Raw genomic sequence first — 13546 nt, 5'->3', positions numbered from 1 at the left:
TCCCATTTCGTTGGCGTGAATGGTTCGAAATTAACCGTTTGGCGCACTTGTCAAAGCATAAAAACAAAAAAACAGGAACAGAACGCATGAGCGTCCCATTCCTGCTTTAAACGGCTGCTGTACCTAACCGAGCATTAATCATGCCTAATGTAACCGCCACACAAATACGGTTGTCATTAGCGCGAATAACGCAAAAAACCGTGCTGCAAGAGCACGGTGGTCAGGCCGCTGCCGAATAGCATTCAGGCGGAGTCCACATGTTCTTAACTCTTGGTATCAGAGCGCTGATGAAGATACGTTCATAGAAACCTGCCTCAACTGCACAAAGCAGCCGGCAAGCCTCCATTCGCCTTCAAACGCGATCTGATCTATCCAATTTATGAGTTAAGAACACCTGTCAACATAAAATAAACCCCTTCCTGAACCATCCAGCCAACAAAATATATTTTCAATTTACTTCAAAAACAAGTTCCTTGTCAACCCCATCGGCGTTCGCAAGAAACTTCATGCTGCATTTGATACATTGGTCTAGGCCTAGCTATACCGTCACTTCTAGTGCTGCCCTTGCACATTGCACAGAGGTTGGAAGCCCATAATCGCGATTCAGATCAATGTCATGAGACATATGGGTAAATACCGTTTGATTCGGCTGCCAAAGTTGAAGCAGTTCAAGCGCTTCCGTTACATCATAAACAGAGCGGGTTTCATAGGCGAAGGGCTCTTTATAAAAGCTTGTTCCGAGCACAAGCAGATTAAGACCATAAAGCGGCTGCTGCTGTTCGGCCGTTAGCCCGATCGCGTCTGAGCAATAAGCCCAGGATCGTTTCTCGACCGCATGATCAAAACGAAAAGCATACGCATAGCCATTTTTGCCATGATTGATACGCCAGCTCGTTATATCCCAATTGCCCATTCGCAGATTACCGCCGTCTATGGGATGAAAATCGATTTGCCGCTGCAGCCAAGGAAAACGCGCATTAATTTCGCCAATCACCTCAGCCGCTGCAAAAGCCTCGCCCTTGACGTTCAGCCAGCGGCAACAGTCTGCCCATTCCACAAGACCGCCAATATGGTCAAAATGGGCATGTGTAATTAAAATTCGTCTGACGAACCTGAGTCCAGCCGCTTCCATTTGCCTTCCCCAATCAGGACCACAGTCAATCCAAACCGGATCATCAGCTCCACCTGCACCCTCTGCACCCAATCCATCAAGCTGTACGAGTGAACGCAAACGGCGATTAATGCCCGTGCTTCTCGCCTCTTCACATACAGCGCAGCTGCAATAAACACGCGGAACGCCCATCGAATCGCCTGTTCCACGAAAGGTAATACGCATTATAGCGGCAGAAGCGCGACCTGCTCCTGCTGTCGCAACTGATTAATCATATCCAGCCAAGCTTGCGGCTTGTTAGGCAGCGCCTCATAATAACCTTCAAGGAAAGTTACGATGAGCGAAGCCGGCAAAAATGCCATATTTTCATCCGCAGGCAGGAAGCTGAGCTGAAGTCCTGTTACCGCTTGACCCTCATGATCCCAGGAAGGGTGCACATATGGGAAATCCAATCGGTTATACCCAATATGCGACAACACTTCGCGGCGCACAAATGGATTCATGGGCGTTACGCCGCCAAATGCATGCTGCTCCTCCGTTTCATAAGGGTTATAAATTTCCGCGAACATGCCGATCGATTCTGTACCGGATTGTTCAGCCAGACGCGCCAAATCCTTTTCTCTAGCACGCAGCAGGAAGCGGCCAATGCCCTTGCCCGCTTGTCCGATAATAGTGAAGTCAGTCATCGCTACGCGCAGCTCAGGATAATAACGATATTCGGTGGAGCCTACTACTTTGCCATCTTCTACTGCAACATAAACATGGATGCCAGCATCCTCAAGCGGTTCTCTCCACAGCTCATAGGCCAGCACTTCCTCCGGTGGAAAAATCGTTTGAAGCAGCTTATGCAGCTCAGCAAAATATGGGTCATCAATGGAGGCAATTCGATGGTACAGCATAAAATATCCCCTCTCCTTATGTATCGGTTGTTATTTAATCGGCAGCAAAAAATGGATTGCGCCATTCCATCAGTGCGGCATAGCCACAGGACTGCTCATCTTCCAAATAATTTGCCGCTATGCCTGTCGGCGTACGGCCGCAGCGGAGCAGGAATGAAAGAACAGGGTCGCTGTATTTTCCAGCTACGACCCCGCTAACGTAACTTTCCGGTGTTATTTCTTCTGCATAGCGATAATAGCCGGGCATCCGCCCGCCGCCAAGCAGCCTTTCAAGCTGCAGATGCACGACCGTCTCATACATCGTCTGCATTAGCCATTTTCCAATGCCCGACTTTCGGTACTCTGGAATTACACAAATATCTACCACATAAAGCGTATCGCCGCTGCGGTTATGATTGCGAATAAAACCGTTATCCGTAATCGTTTCCCAGCTGTGCGAATGTCCGTAATCGTCCATATGAACGATAAGGCCTGTCATCGAGCCGATAAGCCTGCCACCAACTTCAGCGCAAAGCGCTCCTTCGGGAAACCGGGAAACGTGCTCGGCAAGCTGCTCCTTGCTCCACCATAATTCCGCAGGAAACGGTGGCGGGAAGCTTTCGCGCTGCACATCGATCAGCCCTTCAAAATCCAACTCCGTGTATCGTCTTATTACTGCCTCTACTGGTATGCCCTCATGATAAACATATAATTGCTTACGAATAATGCCACATCCCTTCTGCCAGGGAAAGCTTTAATACCAATCGGTATAAAGATCGGTGCGACGGTCCCGCCATGTCGTTACGGAGCCTGCGGTACGCACATCTTCCAGCAGCTTCAAATCAAGATCAGCCACAACGAGCATATCATCATTAATGATTCCTTCTGCCAAAATGCCGCCCGGCGGAAAGGGGATATCGTTTGGCGACAAAACCGCCGCCTGCCCAAAGTTGGCCCGCATAAAATCGACCTTCCGCAGCGAGCCCACTGTACCAGTCGTCACCACATATACTTGATTTTCTATCGTCCGGGCATGAGCGCTATACCGAACGCGATAAAAGCCATGGCGATCATCCGTACAGGATGGGCAAAAAATGACGTCCGCCCCTTTTGCCCTCGCCATCCGCACGATCTCCGGAAATTCAATATCATAGCAGGTTAACATGGCAATGGTGCCATATGGGGTTTGGAACACTTCCAGCCCTTCTCCTGGCGACATCGCCCAGTCGCTCACTTCCGTCGGCGTCAAATGGATTTTCGACTGACGGTCGATCTTACCATCCGGATGAAACAGATGCGCAACATTGCGAAGCTTGCCGCCTTCCGCTTCTACAACATGGGTTCCTGCCACAATGTGCATATTGTATTCCGCCGCCAGCTTGGTGAACAGCTCTTCATAAGCAGCTGTAAAACTCGGGAGTTTGTCAAAAGCTAATGGTGTGCCGCTGCTGTCGCTGATGGACAACAGCTGCGTTGTAAAAAACTCAGGAAATAACAGAAACTGTGTGCCGTATTCTGAGGCATTGCGCACATAATGCGCGACCTGCTCGGCGAATTGCTCAAATGAGCTGATGTCGGCCAATTTGTATTGAACGGCCGCTACTCTATATTTCAAAACCGACCCTCCTACCGTTACTTTCGTTGTTTAAATTGCAATGTAATCGTCGTGCCAATATCCTGCTGGCTGAATACATCTACCTTGCCATCATGCAAATCAACAATTCGTTTGGCAATGGAAAGACCGAGTCCAGCCCCGCCAGTCGCACGGCTTCTAGCTCCGTCGACCCGATAAAAACGTTCAAACAAATGCGGCAGGTCACTCTCCGGAATGCCTACGCCTCTATCCTTAACTTCAATCTTGACGATTGTTTTCACTTGGCTAACCGAAACATCAATCGAATCCTTACTATACTTTATGGCATTGTCGAGCAAAATGACGAACAGTTGTTTAATTTTTTCTTTATCGCCATACATTCTGATGATTTTCGAGCTTGTTTTAATCCGAATCGGACGATGAAACGTCGTCTGCAGCATGCCTGCCAGCTCATCGATAGCCTGAACGACATCGAACTGCTCCTGCTTCAGCCAATCCTCTTGCTCGGCTTCAGCAAGCGTAAGCATGGACTTGGTCAAATTTTGCATCCGCTTCGCTTCCCGGTCAATGGCTTCAATTGCTTCATCTCGCACTGCGGCATCGTCGCGTCCCCAACGCTTAAGCATATTAGCATAGCTGGAAATGACCGTCAGCGGCGTTTTGAGCTCATGGGATGCGTCTGCCACGAATTGCTTCTGCTTCTCGAACGTACGATCGAGCCGCTCAATCATCTGATTGAAAGCTCGGATCAGCTGCTGCAGCTCCGCGGATTCCTCGTGGCTGGTCGTCTCAATAACCCGCAGCTTCCCGCTTCGGTCGATTTCTCGCATCGTCGTGACCATTTGCTGGATAGGCGCTGTCAGTCTGGACGTAAACCAATACGTACCGAATATCGCGAACAAAATCGCGCCCGCACTAGTTACCGTGAGAGCGGCCACTAAAATTTGCAAATAATTGTCCAGCTCGTTAAGTACTCTGTTAATTTCCAGCATGCCAACGATTTCGGTCCCATCGTATAGGGGAACGCGCATATACAAAATACGTTCGCCGCCCTTCGAAATCATTCCGGTATCATGCTGGCTGTCGAAAGCTGCTGGAAGCCCCAGCAGCACAGGGTCCGAGCCTGTAATATTGACGACCTTGCTATCTGGCTGCACAATGCGAATCATTTCATTCACATTATAATATTCACTAAGCAAATCCGAATTGTTAAGCCCTTTGCCGCTTTGGATTTGCGGATTTTCCAGCATGAGATTGACTTTGTTCGCGATAACGCGCTCTTCGCTTTCTGTCGTAATTTTAATGACATAAAAATAAACGAAAATGTTAAACAAAATCAATATAAAAATGAGCCAGAAAATCGTAAAAAGCGTAAATCGTTTACGCAGCGTCATGCGTCAGGCTCCTTGACCATATAACCAACACCCCGAACGGTATGGATAAGCTTGTGGCGGTAGCCCTTGTCCAGCTTTTGCCGCAAGTAACGGATATACACATCGACCAGATTCGTCTCGCCGATAAAATCATATCCCCATACCTCGGAGAGAATATCCTCTCGGGATTTCTCTTCATTTTTGTTCTCAACCAAATAAACGAGCAATTCAAATTCTCGCGGCGTCAGCTCGATTATAATATCTTTGCGGAAAACTTTGCGCGTACGCAATTCAATCGTCAAATCGCCTACCTTAATCATATCCGAGCCTTCGGATTCGCGCGGATTTTGCTGGAATATGCGCAAAATATTACGAACACGCGCCAGCAGCTCCTCCATCGCAAACGGCTTCGTAATATAATCGTTAGCTCCATGCTCAAAGCCGCTTACTTTATCGGGAACGGTATCTCTCGCTGTAAGCAATATGACTGGAACTGCATTTCCCGCCTGTCTCAGACGGCGCAGCACCTCAATACCGTTAAGCTCCGGCAGCATGACATCAAGCAGCACGAGCTCCCACTCCCCTGACGAAGCCATTTCATAGCCTGTCCGTCCGTCCAAAGCCGTGCCCACTGTATAACCTTCATGCTCAAGCTCAAGCTGTAAAATGCGGGATATGCCTGCTTCATCTTCTACTACCAGGACACGTTCTTTCATCTTAAGCGTTCACCTACCTTAGCAAATAGTCTTGCATGGACCCGTTTTGTACTCATCATAAAGGAATATTCAATTGAAATGCAAGCAAGCCGGACTACTGCCGCTTGCAGTCCGGCTTGCTTGATTTCTTCAAGCGTGATTACGATCAAGACGAAACGGCCGAAAGCCGCCCTCTGGCGGCGCGGCACGTTTCAGTCCGAGAAATAGAGAGAAAGTATGGCAAAATCATATACTTTCGTATATTTCAGGCTGCAACCCGATTAATGTTGGGTTTGCATGGACCAGCTTTCGACATCCCAAGTTTTCGTAACCCAATCTTCGTAAAAATCAGGTTCGTGGGATACGAGAACGACGGTGCCTTTGAATACGCTAAGCGCGCGCTTCAACTCGGCTTTTGCAATGACATCCAAATGGTTCGTTGGCTCATCGAACAAAATCCAGTTGCTTTCGCGCAGCATCAGCTTGCAAAGGCGAACCTTCGCCTGCTCGCCGCCGCTCAATTGGTTGAGCGCCCGCGTAATATGCTCATTTTTCAAGCCGCAACGGGCAAGAGCTCCACGAACTTCACTTTGCGTCATATGCGAAAATTCATTCCATACATCATCCAGCGGCGTCATCGTAGGCGCCTTGGCTTCCTGTTCGAAATAGGCCGGATGCAAATAATCCCCACGATAAACTTTACCGTCAAGCGCCGGAACAACGCCGAGAATCGTTTTGAGCAGCGTTGATTTGCCGACACCATTGCAGCCTACGATGGCAATTTTGTCACCGCGCTCAATGAGCATGTTCATCTTAGGCAGCAGCGGCTTATTATAGCCAATGGACAAACCATCCGCCTCGAATACCGTTTTACCGCTAGTACGGGCCTCTTTAAAACCAAAGGTCGGCTTAGCCGCTTCCTCCGGCTTGTCAATACGATCGATCCGGTCAAGCTGCTTCTCACGGCTCTTCGCCCGTCCAGAAGTCGAAGCACGCGCTTTATTTCGCGAAATAAAGTCTTCCTGCTTCTTGATAAAATCCTTCTGCTTCTCGTAGGCATCAATATGCTGGGCTTTGTTCATATCTGCCATCTCAAGGAATTTCTCATAGTTGGCAGAATAACGCGTCAGCTTGGCAAACTCCAGATGGTAAATGATATCTACCACTTGGTTCATAAAGCCTGTATCATGGGAAATCAGAACAAACGCATAAGGGTACGACTTCAGATAGTTCGTGAGCCAATTAATATGCTCTTCATCCAAATAGTTCGTAGGCTCATCGAGCAATAAGACGGTCGGCTTCTCTAGAAGCAGCTTGGCAAGCAAAACTTTCGTCCGCTGTCCACCGCTCAAAGCCGTCACGTCGCGATCAAGCCCAACCGCATTCAGTCCTAGCCCATTCGCCATCTCATCAACCTTGACATCGATTAAATAGAAATCGCCGATTTCCAGCTCTTCCTGAATTTCGCCCATTCGCTCGAGCAGCTGCTCCAGCGTATCCGGATCGGCATCGCCCATTTGCAGCGCAATATCATTCAGCTCCTGCTCCAGCAGCAGCATCGGTAAAAAAGCATCCTTGAGCACATCGCGAATCGTCTTGCCTGGCGTTAATTTCGTGTGCTGATCCAAATAGCCATAGCGCACGCGTGGTGTCCATTCTACTTTGCCTTCATCCTTCAGCAGCTTTCCGGTCAAAATGTTCATCATTGTCGATTTTCCCGTTCCGTTAGCGCCTACAAGGCCAACATGCTCGCCAGCCAACAGGCGGAACGATACGTTTTTGAACAAAACGCGGTCGCCAAACGTATGGGATAGTTGCTCTACTGTTAATAAACTCATTTCTACTTAGCTCCATTCATGCACTTGTTTATCGCGAGGATTTGCTCCATTCCCGTGTCGGGAGTATGGCAAACAAAGCCTCATCGTATGAAAACGCCCGCAACACCTAGCCTTTTCGGTCTTTGTGTCGGTACGCAATACTTGTCGTTTTTAAGCTTATATATGTTTATGCCCGACCTATTGTACCACAAGAGCTGTGCTATTGTGTAAAAATCAATGCGGATTTTGTCTCTTGAAGGGTACTATCTAGCATCTTCGGCATCCTCATTTCCCTTTCCCCTTGTACAGCATTCGGCTAATTAACACAAGCAGCGGATCAAATGACTGCTTTACAGGCTTGCTAAGCCGTTTGTCCTCCGTCACCCATTTGCCGCTCCAAAGCACTTTAAGCCATTCAGCAGCTGGCAGCATAGGCAGCACTGCTAGCGGCCGTTTCGGCAATAAATACAGCCATTGCTCCCGCTCCACGAAGCGGTTATCCTTATTTGCCAGCCATACGAGACGCCCTTCCTGAGCATTCAGCTTCTGCTGAAGCATTTGCAGGCAGCGCAGCTGAGGCTGCTGCCATTTTGCCGGAAAAGGATCGGCGACTATACAGACCAGCTGGCACCGAGTTAACCACTCGCCAGCTGCCGGCTCATTGAAGCTGGAAACATCGACAATTTTCACATCATAATGCCGCTGATGCAAATAAAGCTCCCATTTTTCAAAGTCGAACGTTTCTTGCTCAATTTGGACAGGTTTTTGGGCAAGCCATTGAATAACGCCTTCCTGCCAAGTCCAAAATTGATGGAATGCCTGCCTTCCACTCGCATATTGGGAGGGCAGGAGCGCATGCCATTCCGGCCGATTACTTGGAAATTCAGCTGCGAGACAGCTGAGTCCCCCTTGACCAAGCAGCTTGGCTAATGTAATAGCTGCAAAGGTTGCCCCCGCTCCGGGTGACAATGGGCATACGCCAATCGTTATTCCATTTTCCGCGCTAATGTGACCTTGCCTGCTTGGGAAGCCCGATGATAGACGGACATGATCACCACTCGTCAGTTGAACGATAGCCAGCAGTTCGCGCTCTACTTGCTCCATATTTGCGGTGCGCTCCTCAAGCCGATAGGCGAGCATTCGGCTAAGCACATGAGCCAGCATGGCAGAGCCCTCTGTCTTCAATCGCCCCTTCCATTTGAAATGAGGCTCTAGGCGTGGAACAACGGGTACGGGCTCATAGTACTCGCCCCCGCTCGCCAAATAATAGAGCAGTGCGCCAAGCCCATATACATCGGTTCGTGGATCGCTTCGGCCGCTGCCCTGGTACTGTTCGGGAGCGGCAAAGCCCGGCGTTCCAAGCTTTGCCGTGTCTTGGCTGCCATTTGCCTTCGCCTGCCTTGCAATGCCAAAATCAATCAGGCGCAAATGTCCGCCGCCATCCTCTATCATGATATTAGACGGTTTTAAATCCCGGTGAACCATTGGCGGCGTTTGACGGTGCAGATAGTTAAGGGCCGAACACAGCTGAAGTCCAAGCTGGGTCACCTCTAACAGCGGTATTTGGCGCTGACGTTTTTGAAACTGTGCTGCAAGCGTTTCTCCATGAATGAAGTCCATCACAACTGCATAGACAGCTTGTCTATGTATCGGAAATGCATCCACAATATGAGGGAGATTCGGATGATTTAACCGCACCAGCATGGCCGCCTCTGCGGTAAACGAATGATTCCCGCCCGCATCTTCCTCTATAGATATAGGCGTAATTTTAATGGCCCTCAGCTTGCCTTGCAGCTTTCGATCTTCCACCGCATATACGATGCCCATTCCACCCCTGCCAAGCACTGAGATAATTGCATAGCGATCCGCTATTATTGAGCCCGTCTCCCATAGCGGGAGTCCAACCTCCGCTCCGCTTCCCCCCATTCATCCCACCCTTTCCGTATGAATGCAAAAAATCCCGGCTGGACAGACGAATAGCGTTCGTCTTTCAGCCGGGATGCTTTCCCATACTTATATTCAGATAACATTATAAGGACGCTTATTTATAATCCTTTGAATAAATGCTAAGTTTTATCGCCTAGTATAACATGCAAACATAAAAAAATGAATGACTATTTGAGCATTATTCACTAAGCGAATATTACGATCTCCCTGCATATCCATCATTAAGCTCCTGAATAATCTGATCGCCGCCAAGCAGCTTCCACCGCTGTACTTCCTTGTTGAAGCCTTGCTCGTCAAGCAAGCCGAGAATAAAGGAATTGGTCGCGTTTTGAATAATAATATTCAGTTCGCCACCACGTTCGTTAGCAGTAGGAGAATCAAGCGAGGCAGCAGGGTTAATAACGAGAAAGCTCCGATTTTCCTCTGTCAAGCGGTCGCTTTTTTCCCTAAGCGGATCACCCTGGGGACGAATCGCAAGCGCCCTTACCCCCATCAGCGAAATAAGCGGCCGCACCTCCTGTTCCCATCGCTCGCTTTCATTGGAGAGCAGCTCCACCATATCCCCATTCTCCAGCTTGTAGTGAATGCCTTCAACGCCATAATTCAGCATATAAATAAGCTCTGGATCTGCAAGCCGATTAAAAAAGGCAAGAATGCGCAGCAGCTCAGCCTCGCTTTTCACCTGCGATTTTGGGAATACGAATATGCCGTTATGCCCCGCCTGCGACCACACATGCGGCTTGCCGTCAGGCCCGTTGATCCGGTTCAGCAAATCAAGCTCAGCTTTCGGGTTGCGCTGAATGAGCGCTTTGTATAAATTTCGGGCATCATCCATATTTCCGATGTAAACACCCGCACGCCCCTCCGTAAATTCCTCCCATTGCTGCTGTTTGCTAGTGACCGCGAACTGTTCATTCATCAATTTTTCCTCATACAGCTTCCGCATAAATTTCATCGTATCCTTGTATGCGCTGAACATAAATGCAGGCTGCAAACTTCCCCCCTTCCAGCCCCACTCATTAGGCGCGCCAAAATATGAGGCCAGCGTTTGAAAAGCGCCAAACTTCAAATCGTTGCGATCCGTTAGGCCATAGGTATCATTTATGCCATTGCCATCAGGATCATTTTTCGTGAATGCCTCCATTACTTTATATAGGCTTTCCAGATCTGCCGGCGTTTCCAGGTGCAGCTGGTCGAGCCAGTCCTTGCGGTAAATAATGCCTTGCCGGGACAAATCCCTCTCTCGATAAATGCCATATATTTTGTTATCGATCGATGTATTTTGCAAAATGGTTTTGTCCATCGCGTTCAGATTTGGAAATTGCGATAAATAGGGGCCGATTTCCCAAAAAGTCCCGGCACGAACCGCACTCAAAAAAGCTGAATTGCGAATGTCCTGAATCGTGACGATTTTTGTCAACGCATCTGAGGCGAGCGCAATGTTCAGCTTGTCCTCCTTCATCGCATCTGGGACCCATATAATGGACAGCTTCGTGTTGGTCGCCTCCTCAATATGGCCCAGCACGACATCAGACGGGGGGCTCGTTGTGTACTGAACGGCCGTCCAGGTTAAAGCAAGCGGCGCTTCCATGATCAGGGCGCTCCCGCTCTCATCGAGCTGTTGGCAGGATGCCATAAGCAAAGCTGCTCCGCATGCTAACGCTATTAAAACCGATTTCGCGCAGCGATGAATCTGTCTCTTCACAAAATTCATAGGCAACTTGACCCACTTTCTGGTATAATACCCTAGTAATTATAGTTTGCGAAGCCGTATAGCGAGTGGCTCGCAATAGTTTTGGAGGAGATATGATGGCAGCCCCACCTAATCGGTATTTTTTGCGCATTTTGCTGTTCGGCTTTCTAATCAGTTCGTTGCCAGTCATTATTGTTGGACTATTCTCCTACATGAAATCCTCCGACACCATTCAACAGAATGTAAACGCATCCAAACTGTTACAGCTGGAGCAGATGCAAATGAATGTGGAACAGGTCATGCGCACCGTAGACCATTCCATGACATATTTCGTCAATTCGTCTTTTTTGAAGTCTGCCATTTTGGAACCGCTTAATGTGGAACAATTTCAATTATTTAACCAAATCAAGCAAGAAGTCAACCATTTACAGACATTTGATACAGGAATTGAAAATATCATTTTGTTAAGCACTCTTGAAAATTGGTATATTGACAACTCCGGCTTGTACCGGCTAAGTGATTTGGACAAAAAAGACAGGCTGCTTCAATATAAAGAGCTTCCTTTCGATTCGCAATGGATTACGGAGCCTGTCAGCAATACCGTGCTGCTAGGGCAATCTTCCAGTCGTTGTACATACGGCATCAGCCTCGTAAAGAAGCTGCCGCTGACGGCTTCAACCAAAAATGGGCTTGCGGTATCGACGATCCCTTCCTGTTATTTGAACGAGCTGCTTTCCTTTGACAAAAATAGCGAGGCCGTACTCGTATTTAATGATAGAGGCGAGCTGCTGTTTGGGCAAAATGAAGAACTGCTGCCGCCAGACGGCTTATTTGCCGCGCTTTATCAGGATATTGCGAAATCGGACTCAGCCTTTGCCCAATTTGATACGGAGCTCGAAGGGACAGGCTATACGGTATCTTACCGCAAGTCTGATTATAATGGCTGGACGTATGCTTCTATTACATCGCTCCATGCGTTGTCGAAGCAATCCCGTGCCATTGGCTGGTTTACTGTAATTATTTGCCTAACGCTGCTTGCCATAACGCTGCTAGTGACGTGGTTCGGCTCCCAACGCTTGTACAAGCCGATTGAGCAGCTGTTCGTGAGCGTCTTCCAGCTATTTCCGTCCAAGCATGATAAACCAAGCCGCGACGGCTTCGTCTATATTGCGGATCAAATCCGGCATGTTATTCGCGAGAAAAGCGAGCTGGAAAGCACGATGAACAATCAGATTGACAGCTTGCGCACGTTGTTTATGATGGAGCTCTACCAAGGAAAGAGCAGCAGCCGGAGCATTGAAGAACGGCTTAAGACGCTGGCTTTCCCTACGTCCTTTAAAGGTTATGCTGTAATGACGCTGCGCATTGATTTTTTTGAAGGGACAAGCTATTCGAAGGGCGATACGGATTTGCTGTTGTTCGCCGTGAATAATATTGTGGAGGAATTGGTTGATGCAAGCGACAGGCTGACGCCTATTGTCTACGAGCAGTCGCAAAATACACTGCTGCTGAACCGTGAGCATAATCAGGATGCTTTTTTTGCCCAGTTGGTTCCACTGGCGGAGCAAATTGCGCACACCGTAAAAGAAGTGCTGAATCTGTCCGTCAGCTTCGGCTTTAGCGGTTACCATGACAAGCTGAAATCAGCGGGTACTGCCCTTGAGGAAAGTATGGAGGCTTATAAGCATTTAAAGCGGTTTGGCGACTCGTCGGCGATGTTTTATCGGGATCTGCCGCAGAAGCTGAGCTTCAACACCTCTTATCCGGTACGGCTGCAGACCGAACTGAATGATGCTATTAAGCTTGGGGATCGGGCCAAAAGTGACGAAGCGCTGGCGGAGCTGTTCGAAGCGGTGTTTAAGCAGCAGCTGAGCGCCCATGATTTTGAGTTGACGACTGCCCGGCTGTTAATTGATTTGATTCATCTGTCCCAGTCGCTCGGCATTCACGAGATGGAGCTTGGCGACCATTCTTCCTTGTTTGAATATTTGTTCCAGCCGCACTCTCCGAAGGAAGTTCGCAACTGGTTTCTTCAAAACATTGTGGAACCGATTATCGTATCCGTTGAGGAGCGAACCAATTCACAGTATAAAAATATTTCCGAAGAGATCATTCATTTAATTCATCAGCAGTATGACCAGGAGCTTACACTGGAAGCTATCGCGGCCAGCATGCATTACAATGCGAACTATGTGAGCAGCGTATTCCGCAAGGAAACAGGTACTTCCTTCAGTGAATATTTGGCGGCACACCGCCATCGCATTGCGCTTGGCCTGCTTCAGGATACGAACATATCGGTCAAGGAAATTTCCGAGCGTCTGCGATATACGAATCCGCAAAATTTCATTCGCTCCTTCCGCAAGTTCGAAGGAACAACTCCCGGCAAATACCGGGAGCTGCATCAGCCGGGGTGACTACCCTCTGCTTCCCGGCCGAAG

The 13546-nt window shown here is 48.7% G+C and carries 10 protein-coding genes; 1 reads left to right on the top strand and 9 read right to left on the bottom strand.

Translation table 11 applies throughout. The features are described 5' to 3' along the window. Positions 1–538 precede the first annotated feature (538 nt). From BBD42_RS24090 to BBD42_RS24050, 9 genes are all read right to left on the bottom strand, one after another. Positions 539–1303 (bottom strand): MBL fold metallo-hydrolase, encoded by a 765-nt coding sequence (locus tag BBD42_RS24090; protein ID WP_481855898.1) that lies wholly within the window; start codon positions 1301–1303, stop codon positions 539–541. 32 nt (positions 1304–1335) lie between these two features. Beyond that, positions 1336–2010, bottom strand: a complete 675-nt coding sequence (locus BBD42_RS24085) for a GNAT family N-acetyltransferase (protein ID WP_099520209.1) — start codon at positions 2008–2010, stop codon at positions 1336–1338. A 34-nt stretch (positions 2011–2044) separates the two neighbouring features. Next, positions 2045–2716 (bottom strand): GNAT family N-acetyltransferase, encoded by a 672-nt coding sequence (locus BBD42_RS24080; protein WP_099520208.1) that lies wholly within the window; start codon positions 2714–2716, stop codon positions 2045–2047. Between the two features lie 27 nt (positions 2717–2743). Beyond that, positions 2744–3604, bottom strand: a complete 861-nt coding sequence (locus BBD42_RS24075) for a carbon-nitrogen hydrolase family protein (RefSeq protein WP_099520207.1) — start codon at positions 3602–3604, stop codon at positions 2744–2746. Between the two features lie 17 nt (positions 3605–3621). Next, a complete protein-coding gene (locus BBD42_RS24070) occupies positions 3622–4977 on the bottom strand; it encodes a HAMP domain-containing sensor histidine kinase (RefSeq protein ID WP_056040715.1) in 1356 nt (451 codons plus the stop codon). Then, on the bottom strand, positions 4974–5672 hold the full coding sequence (locus tag BBD42_RS24065; protein WP_046232574.1) for a response regulator transcription factor: 699 nt from the start codon (positions 5670–5672) through the stop codon (positions 4974–4976). Before BBD42_RS24065 ends, BBD42_RS24070 begins: the two co-directional genes overlap by 4 nt. Before the next feature lie 260 nt (positions 5673–5932). Beyond that, positions 5933–7489 (bottom strand): ABC-F family ATP-binding cassette domain-containing protein, encoded by a 1557-nt coding sequence (locus BBD42_RS24060; protein ID WP_099520206.1) that lies wholly within the window; start codon positions 7487–7489, stop codon positions 5933–5935. A gap of 264 nt (positions 7490–7753) precedes the next feature. Next, positions 7754–9394, bottom strand: coding sequence for a serine/threonine protein kinase (locus tag BBD42_RS24055; RefSeq protein ID WP_099520205.1), 1641 nt, complete (start codon positions 9392–9394; stop codon positions 7754–7756). Between the two features lie 217 nt (positions 9395–9611). Beyond that, entirely contained in the window at positions 9612–11051 is a 1440-nt protein-coding gene (locus tag BBD42_RS24050) for an extracellular solute-binding protein (RefSeq protein WP_172455608.1), read from the bottom strand. A gap of 170 nt (positions 11052–11221) precedes the next feature. On the opposite strand from BBD42_RS24050, the gene BBD42_RS24045 reads away from it, so the two are divergent. Further along, positions 11222–13522 (top strand): helix-turn-helix domain-containing protein, encoded by a 2301-nt coding sequence (locus tag BBD42_RS24045; protein ID WP_099520203.1) that lies wholly within the window; start codon positions 11222–11224, stop codon positions 13520–13522. Positions 13523–13546: the final 24 nt, after the last annotated feature.

Source organism: Paenibacillus sp. BIHB 4019, from assembly GCF_002741035.1.
In the GTDB taxonomy this organism is placed as follows: domain Bacteria; phylum Bacillota; class Bacilli; order Paenibacillales; family Paenibacillaceae; genus Pristimantibacillus.
Note: the sequence above shows the minus strand (reverse complement) of the source record. Positions and strands in the feature narration are given on the sequence as shown.